General features: G+C 38.8%; 16 protein-coding genes and 2 tRNA genes. 7 read left to right on the forward strand and 11 right to left on the reverse strand.

Going from position 1 to position 19,806, the window contains the following annotated elements; all coding sequences use genetic code 11:
* Nucleotides 1-16: 16 nt before the first annotated feature.
* Complete coding sequence (locus L1283_RS08935; protein ID WP_145328277.1) at nt 17-766, forward strand: LytR/AlgR family response regulator transcription factor; 750 nt, start codon at nt 17-19, stop codon at nt 764-766.
* 128 nt (nt 767-894) lie between these two features.
* Here L1283_RS08935 and L1283_RS08940 read toward each other — a convergent pair whose 3' ends face one another.
* The 5 genes from L1283_RS08940 to L1283_RS08960 form a co-directional block, all read right to left on the reverse strand.
* Nucleotides 895-1,362 (reverse strand): hypothetical protein, encoded by a 468-nt coding sequence (locus L1283_RS08940; RefSeq protein ID WP_145328276.1) that lies wholly within the window; start codon nt 1,360-1,362, stop codon nt 895-897.
* A 7-nt stretch (nt 1,363-1,369) separates the two neighbouring features.
* Complete coding sequence (locus L1283_RS08945; RefSeq protein WP_088163365.1) at nt 1,370-1,846, reverse strand: hypothetical protein; 477 nt, start codon at nt 1,844-1,846, stop codon at nt 1,370-1,372.
* Between the two features lie 132 nt (nt 1,847-1,978).
* Entirely contained in the window at nt 1,979-3,109 is a 1,131-nt protein-coding gene (locus L1283_RS08950) for an SH3 domain-containing protein (RefSeq protein WP_145328275.1), read from the reverse strand.
* Between the two features lie 189 nt (nt 3,110-3,298).
* Nucleotides 3,299-4,081 carry a CPBP family intramembrane glutamic endopeptidase gene (locus L1283_RS08955; protein WP_145328274.1) on the reverse strand — a complete coding sequence of 261 codons (783 nt, stop codon included), beginning with the start codon at nt 4,079-4,081 and terminating at the stop codon, nt 3,299-3,301.
* 95 nt (nt 4,082-4,176) lie between these two features.
* A complete protein-coding gene (locus L1283_RS08960) occupies nt 4,177-5,040 on the reverse strand; it encodes a LytTR family DNA-binding domain-containing protein (RefSeq protein WP_145328273.1) in 864 nt (287 codons plus the stop codon).
* Between the two features lie 211 nt (nt 5,041-5,251).
* Between L1283_RS08960 and L1283_RS08965 the strand changes: the two genes are divergently transcribed.
* The 5 genes from L1283_RS08965 to L1283_RS08985 all read left to right on the forward strand — a co-directional run bounded on the left by L1283_RS08965 (nt 5,252) and on the right by L1283_RS08985 (nt 11,727).
* Entirely contained in the window at nt 5,252-6,586 is a 1,335-nt protein-coding gene (locus L1283_RS08965; protein ID WP_145328272.1) for an amidohydrolase family protein, read from the forward strand.
* Between the two features lie 239 nt (nt 6,587-6,825).
* The gene (locus L1283_RS08970; RefSeq protein ID WP_075994562.1) at nt 6,826-7,635 is read left to right on the forward strand and encodes a hypothetical protein; all 810 of its coding nucleotides are present in this window, start codon (nt 6,826-6,828) and stop codon (nt 7,633-7,635) included.
* The gene (locus tag L1283_RS08975) at nt 7,635-8,399 is read left to right on the forward strand and encodes a methyltransferase domain-containing protein (protein ID WP_145328271.1); all 765 of its coding nucleotides are present in this window, start codon (nt 7,635-7,637) and stop codon (nt 8,397-8,399) included. The genes L1283_RS08970 and L1283_RS08975 overlap by 1 nt, the downstream gene beginning before the upstream one ends.
* A gap of 9 nt (nt 8,400-8,408) precedes the next feature.
* Nucleotides 8,409-10,559 carry a sensor histidine kinase gene (locus L1283_RS08980; RefSeq protein WP_145328270.1) on the forward strand — a complete coding sequence of 717 codons (2,151 nt, stop codon included), beginning with the start codon at nt 8,409-8,411 and terminating at the stop codon, nt 10,557-10,559.
* A gap of 82 nt (nt 10,560-10,641) precedes the next feature.
* The gene (locus L1283_RS08985) at nt 10,642-11,727 is read left to right on the forward strand and encodes a hybrid sensor histidine kinase/response regulator (RefSeq protein WP_145328269.1); all 1,086 of its coding nucleotides are present in this window, start codon (nt 10,642-10,644) and stop codon (nt 11,725-11,727) included.
* A 95-nt stretch (nt 11,728-11,822) separates the two neighbouring features.
* On the opposite strand, the gene L1283_RS08990 is transcribed toward L1283_RS08985, so the two are convergent.
* The 4 genes from L1283_RS08990 to L1283_RS09005 form a co-directional block, all read right to left on the reverse strand.
* On the reverse strand, nt 11,823-12,287 hold the full coding sequence (locus tag L1283_RS08990; RefSeq protein WP_046673283.1) for a response regulator: 465 nt from the start codon (nt 12,285-12,287) through the stop codon (nt 11,823-11,825).
* 248 nt (nt 12,288-12,535) lie between these two features.
* Nucleotides 12,536-12,608, reverse strand: a tRNA-Lys gene (locus L1283_RS08995).
* 135 nt (nt 12,609-12,743) lie between these two features.
* A complete protein-coding gene (locus tag L1283_RS09000; protein WP_145328268.1) occupies nt 12,744-13,505 on the reverse strand; it encodes a carboxypeptidase-like regulatory domain-containing protein in 762 nt (253 codons plus the stop codon).
* Between the two features lie 315 nt (nt 13,506-13,820).
* The gene (locus tag L1283_RS09005) at nt 13,821-17,024 is read right to left on the reverse strand and encodes a S41 family peptidase (protein WP_145328267.1); all 3,204 of its coding nucleotides are present in this window, start codon (nt 17,022-17,024) and stop codon (nt 13,821-13,823) included.
* A gap of 535 nt (nt 17,025-17,559) precedes the next feature.
* On the opposite strand from L1283_RS09005, the gene L1283_RS09010 reads away from it, so the two are divergent.
* Entirely contained in the window at nt 17,560-18,747 is a 1,188-nt protein-coding gene (locus L1283_RS09010) for an MFS transporter (RefSeq protein ID WP_286848682.1), read from the forward strand.
* 33 nt (nt 18,748-18,780) lie between these two features.
* Here the strand turns inward: L1283_RS09010 and L1283_RS09015 are convergent, their stop codons facing one another.
* The gene (locus L1283_RS09015) at nt 18,781-19,455 is read right to left on the reverse strand and encodes a phosphatase PAP2 family protein (RefSeq protein WP_088163376.1); all 675 of its coding nucleotides are present in this window, start codon (nt 19,453-19,455) and stop codon (nt 18,781-18,783) included.
* Nucleotides 19,456-19,633: 178 nt separating this feature from the next.
* Nucleotides 19,634-19,705, reverse strand: a tRNA-Arg gene (locus tag L1283_RS09020).
* Nucleotides 19,706-19,806 lie beyond the last annotated feature (101 nt).

The following is a 19,806-nucleotide window of genomic DNA, read 5'->3' on the forward strand; positions in this document are numbered from 1 at the left end:
AAGCATGCAAAAAACAATGAAAATAGTAATTATAGAAGACGAACTCCCATCAGCTAGATTACTCCAAAGAAAACTGGAGAACCTCGGCTACACGGTAGCTGCTGTACTGCAGACTGTAGAAGAGTCTATCGAATGGTTTATGTCAAATACCGAACCTGACCTACTGTTCTTGGATATTCAACTCGCCGATGGGATTTCATTTGACATCCTTGAGCAGGTGAAGCCTAATTCGGCCATTATTTTTACCACCGCATACGATGAATATATGTTGCGGGCATTTAAACAAAATAGCATCGATTACCTCCTGAAGCCGATTGAAGATGAAGAGCTGAAAAATGCTATTGAAAAATTCCGTCAATTAAGACACCCAAAGCCACAGCTCGATCTGGCATCTTTTGAAGCTTTATTTAAAAACACTGTCCAAACATATAAGGAACGCTTTACCATCAAAATAGGCCAAAACCTAAAAGTAGTGACCACCCAGCAAATCGAATGTATTTACAGCGAAAACAAAGGCACTTACCTTTATACCAATGAAAAGGGGAACTATCTTTTGGACCAAACATTGGATGCGCTGATGCCACAACTATCCCCTAAGGATTTTTTTAGGATCAACCGAGGCACTATAGTTCAATTTGATGCTATCAAAAATATTGCTGTACATTCTAATGCCCGGTTAAAAATATACCTTAAGCATTATGAATCGGATGAGCTCATTGTTTCACGGGAGAAAGTCACGGCCTTCAAAAACTGGCTTGACAATTAGTCTAGTCGTTCCTTAAAAGTACTTTAGCACAATTACTTTGCAAGCGAAATAGGCTATCATAAAAAATGGTCCTATCAAGTTTAGCTTTTGGAAGGTAAATCAAGCGAAGGGTGATTCATGAATCTAAGCTACATATTGATTCGATAATTTAGCGGAATACTAAATCGAAGAGACACCGCGAACCCCTTTATCGGATTGTAATCTTTTTTTTCATTGATGGAAAATCCATAACCAAAGTCGATATCCACCAATGTGGCCAAACTCACTCCAACTTTGGGCGTAAAGGTATACGGAGTAAGCTCTGCACGAACAAAGGGAGTTAAGACATATGTTTGAGGATAATACGTTACTGCAGCCTCAGGTATCACGGCAAACTTCTTTTGTGTCCAAGTAAAGTTGGCTGTGGCATCAGCTCGGAGAATATGATCTCCTATAAAAGGAAAAGCGAAATAAGCACCAGTTTTTATTATACTCCCTTTTTGGAACTGGTAGCTTAACGTCGGACCGATTAAGTGGTCTTGCGCTTTTAGGTTGCTAACTATAGCTAATAACACAACAAGTGACCCCAGGAATTTATAAATAGTCTTACTGCGCATTTTTCAATTAATAAATATGAAAATTGAGCGGAATATTTACCCCTACTGAAACGGTAATTCCGTCAATCGGCTTAAAATTTTTCTTAGTATTGTAATCAAATCCATAACCTATTCCCAGATCCACAATAGAGAATAGACTGGCGCCAACTTTTGGCGTTATGGTATAAGGTGTTAACTCTGCTTTTACAAAAGGAAAAACAACAAAATCATTTAGATAATAGGTAAACCCCAGCTCTGGAATAACAGTCGTTTTACCTTCCATCCAGCTGAAATTGGCTCCGGCATCAATTTTCATATACTGAAAATCATTCGGTGCAAATAATCCCCAGCCCGAAACTTTCAGGAAATTACCACTTTGATACTGATACCCTACTGAAGGACCCCAAATCCATTTATTATGCTGTTTCCATGGCTTATCTTGTGCCATAGACAACGTGGAAAAGAGAAGAAGGATAGTAAATAACGATAATATTCTTAGTTTCATCCAGCTAAATTACAAACTATAATCTATTTTATGGAATACAACAGGTGCATGCCAAAATAGTTTTACTTAAAACAGAAAAACAATAAATATATACGCCAGCAGTAAACCAATAAAAATATGGTTTGTGCCTGTTTAATGGGGTAATATCTTGATTCTGATAAACTGTGATCTTTCGTTCAGCGATCCTTCTTCACCCCAGTAACCGTCTACATGGTTGGCAGCAGTATAGATACAACCGTCCTTTCCCCAGAACATTAACTCTTCTTTCCAGGTTGGCATCCACTCTTTAAAACTAATAAAAAGCATCGGTGTCACCTTTCCTTGTTTCACGTGGAAGAGCTGCAGGTCGCCCGTCGATTCATAGGGGTCGGCATGCAAGGTCATCAGGTAATTTTTATCGGCAGAGAAGAATGGATAATCCCCACATTCCACAATAAGATGACCATCTTGTTTATCAAAAAGCCGCACATCAGCACTTTCCCAATAATTCCCATCAACAGCAAAAGCATTTAAAAAATCGTAATGCCCTTTATAAGAATAGCTGGCTTCTAATTCATTATCGATATCCTTATCCTTAAATGTTAGCTTTTTCCCATTTGTCAACGGCAATTCCAAAATCTTTCCATTTTTGGGATAAGACAGAGTATCCTTGATCAAGTAGTTTTTAGCCGTATTCCGAGCGGCTAAGAACGTTTGCTCATCAATCAACTCTAGCTGGAGATACTTATCTAAAGAATGTCCATTTTCGTAATACATTTCTTTACCATTTATCGTCAATGAAACGATTGAATTTAAATCTTTGGGAGAGATTGTAATTTTATCTTGTTTCCCCAGCTTGGACTTCGCTACATAGACCTTTTCCCATCGCGTTACATCACCTTTTTCGCCATTGTTCCCGCTATAATCGCGCTGGATACGATCCATTACGGCAATCCATTCTCCTTCTTCACCGATCACGTCGAGCTTGGTACCATAGGGATATTTTCCTAATAGCGGGGCAGCCTTATCCGCGCCCTGTCTAAGCTCGGCTCCAGTTCGATCAACAACATAGGTATTTTTTAAAACCTTCGTCTTGTCAAAGTCAATTGGCAAAGGAGGAAATTTAGCAGCAGCCAACGTATCCTTCACAGCAACTGTTTTAAATTCAGCAGAATCCTTAAAATCCGCACCTTTGGTTTTTGTATTGTGTCCACAGCTCAAGATTCCCATGGATAACGTCGCTCCTAGGAATAAAGATAGGGGTGAAAATAGCGGTCTATTCATAAAGGTCAAGGTAGCGATTCCCATGCCAAAAAAAAATACTGGTTTTCAGGGGTTCTTCCAGAGCCAATACTATTATCAAAAGGTTCATAGTTTTAGCAACCTAAAATCTAACGCTCATTCCAAATGTGGACGAGATCATTTGAAGAACATATCTACAGCTATGAAGGTTCATTAAAAAACGTCTGATTTCTAATCTTTTAGCCACAAATTTTTCCTTTCAATTTGTAGACCGCCAATTGACTTCCTTGAATGGACTATGGTCATTATGATTGCTACAATGATGGTCAAGAAGCGGAAAAAATTGCTCCATCCATTTCCAGCAGCATTGTCCGAAACATCAAAAATCATCCAAGCCGAATTCATCAAAACATGAAGTGCTATCGGTATCCAAAGGTTAAACTTCCACTCAGCATACAACCACGAAAATAGGATAGAGCCGAAGAAAGTCATACCGAAAATCAGGACCAATTCTCCCAAATCCTGACTCTGATAAAGATGTAGTAAAGCAAACAGGAGTGATGTAGCTAAAATGGATGGAATAAAACCTAGTCGGGTATAGCGAAAAACTAGACCAAAAAAATAGGCACGAAAGATCATTTCTTCAAAGAATCCTGATGACACACTATTTATTAATAGTGCGTTTGGATCTATTTTCCGATTTAAGATAAAAACAAAGGCATAACCCAAGAACATCGGTAAGGTAGCTATTATTCCAAAAGAAAGCCCCTGTAAAAAATTGCCTTTCAACCCAAATTTTTCCAATAATTCATTCTGCCCTTTCGGTTTAAGCAGCATTGCCCCAAAAAGCAACGGTACAAGGCCAATTGAATAGGTCAGTACATGCCCCAAAAATCCACTTTGGACATAGTTGGTTATCATGGATTGAAGGGGCGCAAAAAACAAATAATCGAGGATAAAATATATTCCGAAGAAGAGAAATAATACCAGCAGGTTTAAACTTTTTGTGTTCATCTTTTTTTTGAACAAAATTATGCTACCCAAGACGAGTATACAAAGTTATGTGGCGTATGGCAAGATTTAGGGACGATTGACCAAAACGTGGGTGGTCAGTCCGACAAATAGGGTCTAACTGATTCTATAGCAGACCTCGAAATAACAGCACAATCTTCAGTATCTGCAAAACGCAACAAAAAACCTTGAGCATTCCCTTCCTTTACAAGGATTTTTTCAAAATTGACAAGAAAGGACCGATGGCATCGGTGAATAGACATTGTATTCAACAGTTCAGATAAGCGGCTCAACGTAATTCGTACCATCTGCTTCTTTACCATACCATCCTTCCTAAAGTAGATCATGCAATAATTATCCATCGATTTTGCAAAAATAAAATCGTTTGGCAGCAACTTTAACGGTTGATTACCATTGGGAATATCGACCAGGGCCAAATGGCAGTCATTCGCTTGGCTCAATATCATAGCTGGCTTTATTGAAAGACTTTCCATAGACGAGTTATTCTTTTCATGATTCGAATGACGCTTATCAACTCGAAGCAAAAAATAAATCGCTGCAATAGGGCTATAAAGTGAAAGCGTGTAACATCCAATATAGGGCAGGTTAGTCCACTGCAACGGGGTCTGATTGATGAACCAACCATGATAGACGAAATTTAAAAAACTTGATAATAGGAACACAAGAAAAATACGAAATAGTTCTATCGCAACTGTCCCCCTTTTTTTACGCAAGACAATAGAAATTAAGGCATATGCAATGGATAAAATGGCCCCGTATCCGGATAATAAGCTAAATTTATAGGCATTCTCAAAATTATACGTTCCAAATGGCTGAAAAACCAGTAGGAATACATAAGCTGATAAGCCGAGTAAGAGGGCATAGGTGAGCAGCTCTCTTATGGAGACAATCTTGGGAATTACGATATTTAAATAATTTATAATAGATTTTTTATATATCATGATTGGATAAATTTAGCATTTTTCTTGTGATTAACAGCGTACATTACACAAAGACTTCTTCAAAAAAGGCTGGCAGAGCAAAAATTTATAGTGAAAAAATTGAAATATATTGAATTTATAATTTAACTTAGAAGATATTTTTTCAAGCACATTAGTTAGCTTGAATTAAAATTGATTTGTCATATTATATTTTAACGTAATTCTCCAAGCTATGCGTTTAGGTCAACTACTTACTTTATTTCTTTGTTCGGCTTTTGTACATGTTATCCAAGCACAGGAAAAGCAAGTTTTAATAGAAAATGTCAAACTGCTCGACTATACAACTCAAACCTTAACTCCACCAAAACATGTTTTAATAAACGGAAACACAATTCAGACCATCAGTACATCCCCTATTGACGCACAAGGAAAGGATATCGTCAGAATTGACGCTAAAGGCAAAACACTGATCCCTGGATTGATCGATGTGCATGTCCATTTGGTATTTGGAGCTTTGACAATGCCTCAAATGATGACAAATGACCTATCCGAGGAATTCTTGATCAAGACGGTGGGGCTATCGGCTCAACAGATGTTAATGCGGGGTTTTACAAGCGTACGTGATGTCGGTGGTCCCATATTTCCATTAAAAGCTGCGATCGACAAAGGTAAGCTTTTAGGGCCTAGAATCTGGCCTTCTGGTGCCGTTGTAAGCCAAACTGCAGGGCATGGAGATTTTCGGACACCGGAGGAAAAATCGCGTCGTTTTTTCGGCGTTGTCTCTCGTGCGGAGCGATATGGAGCAACCTTCATCGCCGATGGTCGTGATGAGGTCCTGACGGCAGTAAGAGAGAATCTAAGATTCGGGGCAAGTCAAATTAAACTCATGGCAGGCGGAGGAACTTCTTCAGCATATGATCCTGTGGATGTCACCCAATATACGCTAGACGAAATGAAAGCAGCAGTAGATGCAGCCGAAGACTGGGGAACCTATGTCACCGTACATGCATATACGCCAAGAGCAATTCGAAGAGCGATCGAAGCTGGCGTAAAATGTATAGAGCATGGACAATTGCTCGATGAAGAAACTTTACAGCTAATTGCAGAAAAAAATATCTGGCTTAGTTTACAGAATCTTGTGGAAGATACACCCGATATGGATCCACAACGAAGAATCAAGCGTAAGCCTGTCATTGAAGGTCAAGAAAAAGTATGGCCTATGGCTAAGAAATATGGGGTAAAACTAGCTTGGGGTACAGATTTCCTTTTTGAGCCGGACCTGAATAAATTGCAGAATACTTTTATTTTGCGCCTTCAAAAGTGGTTTACAAATGCCGAAATCATTAAAATGATTACCCAAGACAATGGCGAGCTTCTGCAGCTTTCGGGATTAAGAAGTCCTTATCCTGGCAAGCTGGGAACAGTAGAAGAAGGAGCGTTGGCAGATCTAATCCTTGTAGACGGAGATCCTCTTAAGAATTTAAAACTATTGGCAGATCCTGAAAAAAACTTTCTGTTAATCATGAAAGACGGTCAGATTCATAAAAATAGCCTCCAGAAACGTTAATATTTCCAAGGTCAAATTTATTGTATATCGAAAATACAGCATATTAAGATGATAAAATGTATTTTCGATGACATCAGTTAAAAGGGGCTATTTGGGCCCTTAAAGGTGAAAAAGGAATCAAACAATTTTTACCATCACTAGGTGCAGGCGGTTGCATTACGGTATAATTTATTTGAAGAGTAAACACCTTTGCATTTAATTGATTAGTTTTGCGTTTAAACGATAAATCAAAGCATTCGGTGGCATTATTATTCAACGACGGGCGTCCAGTAGTAAGACTCAGAGCATTTCGGGCTATCGACGATCCCCAAACCTGTGAACGTTTCATAGAAGGACACGCGCACGTGTTAACTGCTATAGGCGTAAAGAAAGTAACTTCTTCCAAAAATGACTGGATGTACAATCCCGCATCATTCGTATTGATCGTAGAATCCCTAGATGGCGATAAAGTCTATGGTGGAGTACGTATACACGTATCTGGAGGGAGCGAACCACTTCCCATTGAACAAGCCACGGGAGCGATGGACGCTAAAATCTTAGACCTTGTTTATGATTATGCGCAACAGGGGACAGGTGAAGGTTGTGGCCTTTGGAACTCTAGGGAGATTGCTGGATATGGCATTGGCAGCATATTTTTGACGAGAGCTGGTGCCGCCATCAGTACACAGGTTGGCATTAAATCACTCTTTGCTTTATGTGCTCCTTACACGGTGAAATTAGCAGAAAGTGTTGGCTACCGCATTGATACAAGTGTTGGAAATAATGGCACATTCTATTATCCGAAGCTGGATCTACTGGCTACCGTAATGATTATGCGCAATCTAGACACCTTGACCGAAGCCGATCAGGAAAACAAAGATGCAATTTTGTCGCTTCGTAATAATTCCAATATTGTCCGCATAGAAACTTTACGGAATAAGGAGATTGAAATTCATTATCAAATCGATATTCCGAATCTCAATCAATGGGATTTAAATGAAATTATTAAAAATCTGAAACATACATCATTAGATCATAAATCAGATGATCGTAATTTAAATATCTTATAATGGACACTAAACATTATGGTGCCGGCTATTTAATGGATACCGGTGATTTTCTTAAACAATTAAAAATACATTCATATACTCCTTTTAATACGATTAAAGAGGGGGTTGTCGTCGATCTTGGCTGTGGAACTGGAATGGATGCCATCAATTTGGCTAATATGCTGGGCCATAATGTACTTATCGTTGGATTGGATCATGATAAGGCTTTAATCGAGCATGCCAAAACAAGCAGTGTAGAGGTAAAGAACGTCGACTTTGTTCAGGGTGAAGTTTATCAACTTAGCTTTACAGATAATTCCATTTCTGGCATTAGAATGGAGCGCGTTGTACAACATCTGCTGGAAGCGCCAAAAATGTTTGCTGAGGTCCACCGTGTTTTGCGTGAAGGTCAACCCTTAGTGATCGTTGAGACCATTTGGAACAGCCTGACGTTTTACAGCAAGCATGTTGACATTGAGGCTAAGATATGTCATTATTTGACCGAAGAAAAAGTCAACAATGGCTGGGCTGGGAATAAATTAACTTCAGATCTATTGACTCAAGGCTTTAAACAAGTTCAATTGCAAACATTCTGTATGGTAGCCCGTTCGAAAGAAGAGGCCAACCGCTATCTATTCTTAGATAAAATTCTTCTGGAGATGGTCGAAAAAGAGAAGTTAAGTACAGCTGAAATGGAGGAATTTCAAAATACATTGGATCAAGCTGATGAAGCGGGTTGTTTCCTTGTTTCTATGAATTTAGTTATTGCCGAAGCAAAAAAATAGCATATAGTGATGAAATGCTGGCTTAACTTAGTCTTCTTATTTATTTTTACATGCAGTTCAACTTGTTTTGGAGAGGTTATTATCGATAAACCGACACAGCGTGTATTGATCGGATATGGTCTGGAGCGTTATACCGGGAAAGGAGAGCCTAACTTTGCAGATACTTCGGCTTCCTCCTTTCAATCGTTAGAAAGCAAGGTCCCCAATTTGGGCATATCACCCGCTGACATCTGGTTTCGATTGCCCGTAACAAACAAGGGCAAAGAAAAGCTTGAACTCTTGCTCGAAATCGCCTATCCCCTCTTGGATGAGGTCGAACTTTTTGTACCGTCATCAAACGGGCATTATAACTCGATCAAGCTGGGCGAACATCAATCTTTTTCGGCGAGAAAATATAAGGTCCCTAATTATGCATTCGACATTCAATTACCTGGGAATGAGAAGACCATCTTTTTTCTTCGCATAAAAAGTACGGAACAGATTATTCTCCCGATCTATTTAAGTAACGAGCGTAGTTTCTTAAAAGAGATGAATGATGACAGTTTGTTAAGTGGCATCTATATTGGTATTGTCGGCATTATGGCGATATACAATTTATTCCTGTTTTTTTCTGTTCGTGAAAGAGGCTATCTGTATTATGTCCTTTATGTACTTTGTGCAGGAATAACACAAATGGGGATTAAAGGTTACAGTTTTCAATATTTGTGGCCAAATTGGACTTATTTTGCAACAAAGGGTCCTATTATCTTTGGCTGTTTATCAGGCTTATGCGCCCTGCTTTTTGCAGATTCATTTCTTCAATTGCCGAAAAATGCTCCTCGGTCAAGACGTGTGATTACTGTTTTTATCATCCTTTTTGTCATTGGCAGCCTTCTTACACTGCTCAACCTGACGCAACCAGCGTTCATGGTTATGCAGCTGACAACAGGAGCGGGGTCTTTATTTGTCCTTTACTTATCCTATCGTGTGATGATAAATGGTTATAAACCGGCTAAATATTTTGTTTACGGTTGGACAATTTTATTATTAGGTTCTGTCGTGTTTTTACTGAAAGACTATGGCATCTTAAAATATAACGATTTTACGAGCAATGCTGTACAAATTGCATCTGTTGTAGAGATGGCCTTATTGTCCTTCGGTCTAGCCTATAGTATCAATATTTTAAAAGAAGAAAAAGAAGCATCACAAGTCAGAGAATTAGCAATCTCATTAGAAAACGAGAAGTTAATACGTGAACAAAATATTGTATTGGAACAAAAAGTAGATGAGCGGACACGTGAATTAACAGAATCTAATGAGTCTCTACAAACCACTCTTACTCACTTAAAGGAAACGCAATCTCAACTTGTCGAGGCTGAGAAGATGGCCTCCCTTGGTCAATTGACTGCTGGGGTTGCACATGAGATCAACAACCCAATCAACTTTGTTACGTCTAATGTCGCTCCGCTAAAACGTGATATTAAGATGATCTGGGAAACGCTGGAGGAGGTAGAGCGTATCGCTTTTAAAGAGGGGCTATCCGATACTGAAAAGCAATCTCAGATCAAAAAATTCAAAGATGACCAGGATATCGATTATCTGAAAACAGAAGTAGATTTTCTATTAAAGGGGATGCATGATGGGGCCCATCGGACTGCCGAAATAGTAAAGAGTTTGCGGATCTTCTCGCGCGTAGACGAGGATACATTAAAATTTGCAGATTTAAATGAGGGGCTCGAGTCAACAATGGTTATCCTCAATAGCTTATTAAATAACACGATTGAAGTTGATAAGATCTATGGCGATATGCCAAAGGTCGAATGTCATGCCGGAAAACTTAATCAAGTCTTTTTGAATATCGTGACAAATGCTATTTACGCCGTAAATAAAAAGTTTAATCACGATGTTGGCGGTAAAATATGCATTGAAACCGGAGTTCAGGAGGATAATACAGCTGTGTTTATCAAAATCGCAGACAATGGTATCGGTATTCCAAAAGAAATCCATGAACGGATATTTGAACCATTTTTTACAACGAAAGACGTTGGCGAAGGTACTGGTTTGGGAATGTCCATTGCCTATAATACCATTGCGAAACATCATGGTAAGATTATTGTAGATTCAGAAGTGGGAAAGGGCACAAGTTTTACACTCCTCATTCCAATTCAACAAAACAATTAATACCGCTATAAACTGAAAATAGTTCAATTAACTATTATTTTTTCATATCTTTTGTAAGGGAATAAAACCATATAATAAAATTATGCAGAGGGAGCTTGAAATATTATATATCGATGACGAAGTAAACAATTTGGTTAGCTTTAAAGCGAACTTTAGATACGATTACGCTATCCATACAGCATCCAATACGAGTGAGGCCGAAACGATCCTTCATGCTCATCCTGATATCCGTATTATCTTCTGTGACCAACGTATGCCGGATGAGATGGGCATCGATTTTTTGCACCGCATTAAAAAAGATTTTCCAAAACCAATCCGTATTCTTTTAACGGCTTATGCCAATATGGAAACTGTAATTGATGCAGTTAATAAGGGCCATATTTTTAGATTTGTCCGAAAACCCTGGATGAATGAAGAAATCGTTTCCGCTATAGAAGAAGCAAATAAATTTTATGTTGCAAACTCTATGCTAGAAGTTAAGAATCAAGAGCTGCAAAAAGCTTATGATGAATTAGATAAATTCGCATATAGTGTTAGTCATGATCTTCGTGATCCATTGACAGGGGTTCTTTCTGCGGTGAAACTTGGGTTAGAATTTGACAGCATAGATCGTATTCATGAGTTGTTATCACTAATGGATAGTTCATTGGTCAGCTTAGATGCTTATATTGACAGTCTGCGAGACTATTATCTCTTACGAAGAGGCGAACTTATGTTGTCAGCCATAAATTTCGAAGATCTCTTTGATAATATCCGTCAGTTTTACAGTATGTACACGCAAAATAAAGATGTTGCTTTTGAAATTTCAGTGGATCAAAAAGAGATCTTTAGCGGAGACAAAGCTCTTCTAGAATTAATTTTGCATAATCTTCTTTCTAATGCGTTTAAATACCAACGTAAAGGGCAGGAAAACCAGTACGTCAAACTCTCCGTATTCGTATCAGAACGTAAAGCCAAAATTATTGTGAGTGACAACGGAATAGGCATATCTCCAGAGTATGTTGAAGATATCTTTAAATTATTCTTTAGAGCAAGTGATCAAGCTAAGGGCATGGGATTTGGGCTCTATAATGTTCAGAACGCACTCTTAAAACTACAGGGGAAAATTGAAGTGCAATCACAACCAAATCAGGGCACAACCTTTACAGTCATTATACCGAGCAAATAAGGCCTCTCACTTTCTGCAATCCTATGCGATTGCAGCGAAGAGTATTACAAACAGACATTTTAAATAAAAGTTGACTTTCCTAAAATTACAATCTTTTAGGAAAGTAGCTTTTGTCGCAGCAGAAACTCCAACTGATCATTTGAAGTCTCAAGCTGAGAATTAGTCTCCACAATCTTTTGACGCTCAGCATAGACATCATAAGCGCGTTGAATCGTTTGATCGAGCTCCTCTTCACTCCACGGCTTATTGAGGTAATGAAAGATTTTTCCTTTATTGACAGCATCAACGACGGCTGCCATATCTGTATACCCTGTCAAAAGGATACGCATTGGGGCTGCATTGATCTTAATAATCTCTTCCAAAAACTCTACACCGGTCATTTCCGGCATCCGTTGATCAGTAATGATAATATGTATTTGGTTGTTTTTGACAATATCGATTGCATCGGCACCACTAATTGCCGTAAACACTTTATACTTTAGTCGAAATGTCGCTTTAAAAGAAAACAGATTGTTTTCTTCGTCGTCAACGTACAATATCGAAATCTTCTTGTCTTCCATAAGCTTATCGTCTGAAATACAAATTTACATAATAAATTCGCTGAATTAATAACAGATTAAAGAGTTTTATGTTTTCCTAGCAGAAATAATACCTGATCTCTGATAAAATAATGGATTAGTTATCCGAAAATTATAGCATCAGACTCCGGAAAAACGATTTAAAGTTAATATTTCCACAACGGTAATAATCCAACTTGTATTAGGCACAAAAAAGCCATCCTACTTACGTAAAACGGCTTTTTTGAAAGTGACCCCGCTGAGGCTCGAACTCAGGACCCACAGATTAAGAGTCTGTTGCTCTACCAACTGAGCTACGAAGTCATTCGATAATCCAAATGTAAGGTTCACCGTAGAAAAAGTCAAGTGGAAAAGAATATTTTTTTGACTTTTATGACATTCAAGCGAGATTTTTGGCAGTTGCTCGATAAAAAAACAGACCAAAATAAGACCATCAAACTATTTATTCTTTCGCCCTATATTGCCATGTGTTCCCACTACAGCGATCTTTCCCATAATCATTGGCTTAACTTCCATTTCTATTGGTTTATCCAGTTGCATTTTACTCCCTTTTTTGAATGGAATCACAACAGTTTTATAGCCAAGCATCTGTGCACGGAGCTCTTGGTTTACCCGAAACAAAGATTGCGGTACCCAAAGCTGAAAATTTCCATTTTCATCCACTTTCGTACGATAATTTCCTAAGGATACCTCTGTGCCCACCATGCTTACATCGCTTCCAGCACAAACAACTTTACCTTTTATACTTACTTTAGTACTATCACGGCTTCCCTTTAACGCTGAATTATCATTTGTTGATGAGTTGCCCCAATCTTGCTTCTTTATCTGATCATTTTTCGTTTTTGTTTGGACAACGACAACTTCTCCAGTCAGTTTGTTTTGTGCTTGAGCAGCATGAAAACTCAAGGATCCAACCAATAGGAGGCCCGCAGCAATGCCTGTCCATCTACCTTGCCAAATGGGGTTTTTAGAAAAAGAAATAGTGGCATCCAATTCGCGCATCAACTGATCTTCATAAAATCGACCACATAACCCCCTACTGGCTTTTTTTATTTGATCCACAATTTCCTGATCATTCATCTGTGAAAAATCAACAACCATCTTCTCACATTGACCACAGAAACGGCCTTGTTCTTGTGGCGTCATCTTACCCCAATCTGCAGAGCAAGATTCTTTTACCTGTAATACAATCTTTTCCATATTGCCTTATATTTTCAGAAGGGATGCAGGAAAATCACCAATTTCATAACGAAACAGCGCACAAAACTATTAAATACTGATAAACAGGAGATTAAAAAAAATGAAACCATTTAAAACCGTCTATTAACTTCCACAGAGCAAAGGGTGGGACCAAATGAAGTAAATGAACCGAATGAGGTAAATCATACGCTGAAGGGTAATAAATAGCAAAAATTAGAAGATCGTATTCATAAAAACATGAGACGTTAAAAAAATAGGCTGTCCAACAAAAGTTGGACAGCCTATTTTCAGTAAGTAATTCTAACTGTTACTTCCCTATTTGATATTGTCAAGAATTTCCTTTATTGCTCTTTCCAATTGCGGATCTTTATTTTCCATCCGATCTTGTACTGTATTTTTTACAAGAATATCTGGGGCAACTCCGGTTTGCTCGAGATCCTGACCATCAAGCGTATAACATCCCCAAGACGGAAGTCGATAGTTTGATCCGTCGACTAAGCCTTTAGCAGAAGTAAAAATAATCCAACGATAGGTCTCATTACCGATGATTTTCCCCAATTTAAGGGCTTTAAAGCCCGCAGCGGTCATTTCAGCATCGCTCAGCGATTGCTCATTAATCAATAAAACAATAGGTTTGGCAGATGGTGCAAAATTACTTTGTGGCGCACGTTTACCACCTCGGTATTGCCATTGTAAGTAAGGGCGTTGTGACAGGAATCGTAAAACTTCATCGTGCACATTTCCGCCTGTATTATACCGTAAATCTAAAATAATCCCTTGTTTGTTATTCTCCTGTTCAGCCATGTCGATCAAGAACCGCTGTAACTCAGTATCCGACATATTTTTCATGTGTGAATACGCTATCTTATTGCTACTCAACTGATCAACTCGGCTTCGGTTATCTCTAATCCATTGGTCGTAGAGGAGGTCTCTAAACACAGCGCTTGATACCGGACGAATGTTTGTCTGAATTTCCTTGCCATTACGATTCAAGGTCAATTGGATTTCTTCTTCCAGTGAAGGCCAAGTAAAATAACTATCGCGGTCTGCCTGCGTATTCAATTTTGTTCCATTAATCGCCATGAGAATATCACCCGCGTGAATATCGGCCTCTTTCTTTGCTGCGGGGCCATTCGGAACAATATAGCTAATCTTATAAGGGTTGCTTGTATCATAGATCACACCGATTTCATTCGTTACAAAACCAAACGGCTTACGTTCTTCCTGCCCCATAGAACTGAACCCCAAATGTGACGAATTGAGTTCGCCCAACATATCATTTAAGAGGATGCGCAAATCTGTCCTATCGTTGATACCTGGAAGATATTTCTCATATTTCTTTTTAACAGCGGTCCAATCTACACCATGGAAATTGCTATCGTAGAAATTCTCCTCCAGATTGGCCCATGTCTCATAAAACATCTGATTGAACTCTTTCTCAAGATCCCGATTGAATTTAAAACTCATGGTGACCGCATCAAGCTTATTCAAGTCAAGATTATATTTCTGAATTGTTCCTCGGGTCAGCACGAAGTACTTGCCTGCAGACTCTACAAATTGCCCCATACCTCCATCTGTGACTTTTTCGGTTTTGGCTGGTGTAAATAACTCATATACGGTACGATATGTACTATATTTTCCTTCATGATTGGAAGCATAGAACAAATAGGATTTATCCCCTTTTTGTATCACCAAAGGATCAGATTGTGTTCCAAATGCTGGACTGACTTGCTCAATTCGGTCACGCAATCCTTCTAAATCCAATTGGACCAAAACAGCTTTCTTTGCTTCGGCTGCTGGTATTGCGGTTGACTTTACCTTGTCGGCATCATTTTTCTTCTTATCCTTAGCAGCATCTTCCTTCTTAGTTGCACCAGTTTTATTTACTGTCGTATCTTTCTTTTCAGGTGTTACAAATAATTCATCAAACTTTGCGCTACGATAAGGTTGGTCAAAGTTGGTCAATGCCATTCGGAAAATGCTTGAGTTTTGCATACCAGTAGGATAAGAAGGTTTAGTCCTATTACTCGCAAAATAAATGTATTTACCATCGGGAGACCAATATGGTGCTGCCTCTGTAACACCAGTATTTGTCAAATTTGTCGTTTGCTCATTTTTCAGGTTATACACAAAAATATCCTGTTCAAAATTGCGTATAGCCGTGAATAAAAGATAATTTCCATCGGGAGAAAATGAGGGCGAAGAATTTTGAAATGCCCAGATTTCATCTCTAACTACTGTTTGGCTCTTCAAACTTGTCAAATCCAATAGACGAACTTCATCACGTCCGCTGAGATATACCGCTTTTGTTTTATCCCCATTGAATGTAATATCTCGATTGTTACGCAGATCTTGTGTCAATTGTTTTACCTCTCCTTTACCGTCTGCTGTACGTGAAAACCAGTTCTGATACCCTTGATGCGTTTGACTATAGAGCAATGTTTTACTGTCTTTAAGCCATTTAACTTCCATGATGCGCTCCCCTTGACTAGGCATCTGACGAACAAACTTTCCTTCGATATCCGAAACGAACAATTCCCCACGGGATACAAATGCCATCTTTTTCCCGTCCGGTGAAACGTCGAAATTACTGATGTTACCTGAAATATTGAACTCCTTCAGCTTTCCTAGGACCTGATTACGGTTAAGTGCGATGCTGGGCTGCATGGTTTTCTTTCCATTGACATCGTAAATATAAAGCTGGTACCCCTTTTCAAAAGCGATCTTACTACCATCTGCCGCGACAAACGGACGTTTGATTGATTCTGGGAAAGAGGTCAATTGGGTTTTCGCTTTTCCAGCTATTTGATAAAGATTGTATTCACCATTGCTTTCGTCGGACACATAGAATATGTTTCCTTTCTGGTCTACTGTCGGCCAAAAATCCTTACCGATATAATCTGTATACTGTTGAAATGCCTTTGTTTTGGGATTATAAGACTTGATATCCGGATTGAAAGCACCTTTATATCGCTTGCGGTTCGCCGAGCTATAGCCTTCCCAGCTGTCATTGAATAATAATTCTCCTGAAGGTGTTGGCACCACATTACTGATATAATTAAAGACATGAGGAAACAACCTTGTTGCCGTTCCGCCATCCAAAGCGACTTGATAAGCACTCATTCTATTGTAACGCGATGACGTAAAATAAAGCGTCTTGCTATCCCAGCTCCAGCTGTCTACTTCATCCGAAGCATCGTGCGATGTCAGCTGCCGTATATCTCCACCCGCCAAGGGCATTACATAGACATCCATATTACCGTTTTGATTGGCGGAAAAAGCCAACCATTTTCCATCTGGGGAAATTCTTGGATTGATCTCATTTCCTTCCATTCCTGTTAACCGTACCGCAACACCACCTTGACTTCCAACTTTCCAAAGGTCACCTTCGTAGCTGAAAACCATTTCCTTTCCATCGGGACTTAAAGTCGGATGGGATAAAAACGTGGGTTGTTGGGCAATAACACAGGTTGTTCCAGCATAGGCTAGAACTGTACTTAAAATTAGTTTCTTTATCATGTTATCTAGGAGGCTAATAATTGTTTGCCAATACAAAGGTAGAATAGGTATTGAACAATACCAATATGAAATAGTGAAGAATTTTATATTTTTATTTCTTCAGCATTTAATCGTAGACCTATTCCACTTTTTCATAGGTGTTTATTTTCTAAAGAAGTAGAAGCTCCCACTCGGCCTATTTTTGACTTCCACATCTAATTTCTTTTTAAATTGAACCATGCTTGAAAATAGACTGAAACAAATGTGTGTCTTTCCTGTTCTTATACAAGGAATGGTTATGCAAAACATATCACATTGAATACATATGTTTTAGCCAAATTCAAAAAGGACATCGTATTATTTTCTTACTGAAAGACTGAAACAGAAGATAATTATCGAATTAATCGCATATAATTATCAACAATCCGATGAGCAATTTAAATATAGGCATATTTCTGTATTCCTATTGCAACCTAAAAGCTGAAGTATTTTTTTGAATCATTATATTCTTTAATGGGATACTTATCCTTAACTTTGCACCCTCAAATCAGAAACTATGGAAGCAACGTTAACTCACTCAGAAGAAGATCTTTATAACAAACGAAATCGCATAAGAATCGCGGTATCACTTTTCTTTTTTTGCCAAGGGATCGCGTTTGCATCTTGGGCAAGTCGAATTCCCGTTATTAAAGCTCATCTCCATTTAAGTGAGGGGCAATTGGGTACAATTTTACTAATGCTTCCTGTTGGTCAGCTTGCAACAATGGCTCTCTCAGGAAAGCTGGTCACAAAATATGGCAGTGCAAGTGTTTTGCGTATTGTACCTATCGCTTACACCTTGGTCCTGTGCTCCATCCCCTTTGCACAGAATGCCTGGCAGTTGGGGGGCATATTATTTCTGTTTGGTGTCACTGGCAATATGTGTAATATTTCCGTTAACACGCAAGGCGTTGCAACTGAGCAGATTTTCAAAAAATCAATAATGACTTCTTTTCATGGGGCCTGGAGCATCGCTGGCTTCACAGGTGCACTAGTCGGCTTGTTAACGATGAATTTGGGTCTGAACACCTTTTATCATTTTTTAATCATATTAGTCATTGTCACAGCGAATACACTAATCAACCAAAAGTATCTGGTTCCGGGCAAATCTCCTCAAAAGGAAAAGCGTAGTTTTTTCTCTAAACCAGAAGGTGGCTTACTTCAACTCGGCATTATCGGCTTTTTCAGCATGGCAACAGAAGGGGCAATGTTTGACTGGAGTGGGGTATATTTCAAAGAGATCGTTCAAGCTCCTGAAAAATTTGTTGTCGTTGGCTACGCGTCTTTTATGATTATGATGGCCACTGGGCGCTTTGTTGGTGATGCTGTCATTCGCAAATTAGGGAGAAAAAGAACCCTGCAATACAGTGGCCTCCTGATGTTCGTCGGAATGATGACATCGGTTATCTTCCCCGAATTTATCATCTGTACCCTAGCCTTTATGTTGGTAGGTATAGGTGTGGCCTGTAACGTCCCATCTATCTATAGCATTGCTGGGCAGAACAAAAATGTACCATCTGGAGTAGCCTTAGCCATGGTTTCAAGCATCAGTTACCTGGGCTTCTTAATGGGACCGCCTTTAATTGGATATATTGCTGAAGCTTTTAGCCTACGTTATTCCTACGGTGTTTTTGCCTGTTTCGGCCTATTGATGTTTGTGATGGTTGGGCGATTATCTTTATTTAAAGAAACACGCGTAGCCTAATCTATCAACGCACATGTTTACCGAATTTGCACTTTAGATTTTGACCTGAAGAAATCTCAGGCCAAATGACATGCGTTTACTTCTTAAAACATAAGGCATTGCAAGTAAATAAAAACAAGCTGTACTGGTTCCTAAAATCGATCCAAACCATACATCTTCTACAAAATGCTGGCCCAAATACACCCGAGAATAGCCCGTTAATACAGCAAGAACAAATAAAATTATACCAAAAGCCCTATTTTTTGAGATAATGGCTAACGTAGCTGCCATCGCAAAGGCCGACGTTGTATGTCCAGAAGGGAAAGAGTTAAAGTGCGCTACACGCAACCAAGAAACAACATGGAATGTTGGGTCTCCATGAAATACCGTTGCCGGTCTATCGGCATCGAAAAGGTTTTTCAATACACAACAGATCAGCCCTGAAAAGATATAAGTCCCGAGGATAGCTCGAGCAAAATTCCACTGCTGTGTACAGCAGTAAGCAATAAAAACACCTATAACAAAAAGACCATCTCCAAAATAGGTCTGTATTGTAAAAAGAATATCGGCCCAAAATGCATGACGTGTATTCACAAAATGGAATGAATCTCCCTTCGGTATAAATACAACTATAGCTGTCATTAAGGCCATCCAAATGGCAAAACAAACAAAAAAAGCAGGATTAGCTGCATATACCTTTCTAAATTGGTATAATAAAAATTTTCCCATTCAATCTATGTTACAGAATTACAGGCCAAAAGTAAAATTGCTGTATGTGTAAATAATGATCCGAAAGTAAACATTCTATTAAAAATTTACAATTCTATTACGCATTTATTTTGATAAGAAAAGAAAAACTATTAAGCACTAAACAAAAAAAGCGATGGAAATCCATCGCTTTTCTCAGTAGCCCCGAGCAGAATCGAACTGCTATCAAATGTTTAGGAAACATCTATTCTATCCGTTGAACTACGGGGCCTTTTCAGAAGCCAAACTTAGGTTTATTTTATATATAAGTCAATAGCTAGTCTAAAATCCTGTTATATTTTTTTCAAAAAGAGAGGTAACCCCTGTATAGAC

Source organism: Sphingobacterium sp. HSC-15S19, assembly GCF_050433745.1.
In the GTDB taxonomy this organism is placed as follows: Bacteria; Bacteroidota; Bacteroidia; order Sphingobacteriales; family Sphingobacteriaceae; genus Sphingobacterium; species Sphingobacterium siyangense.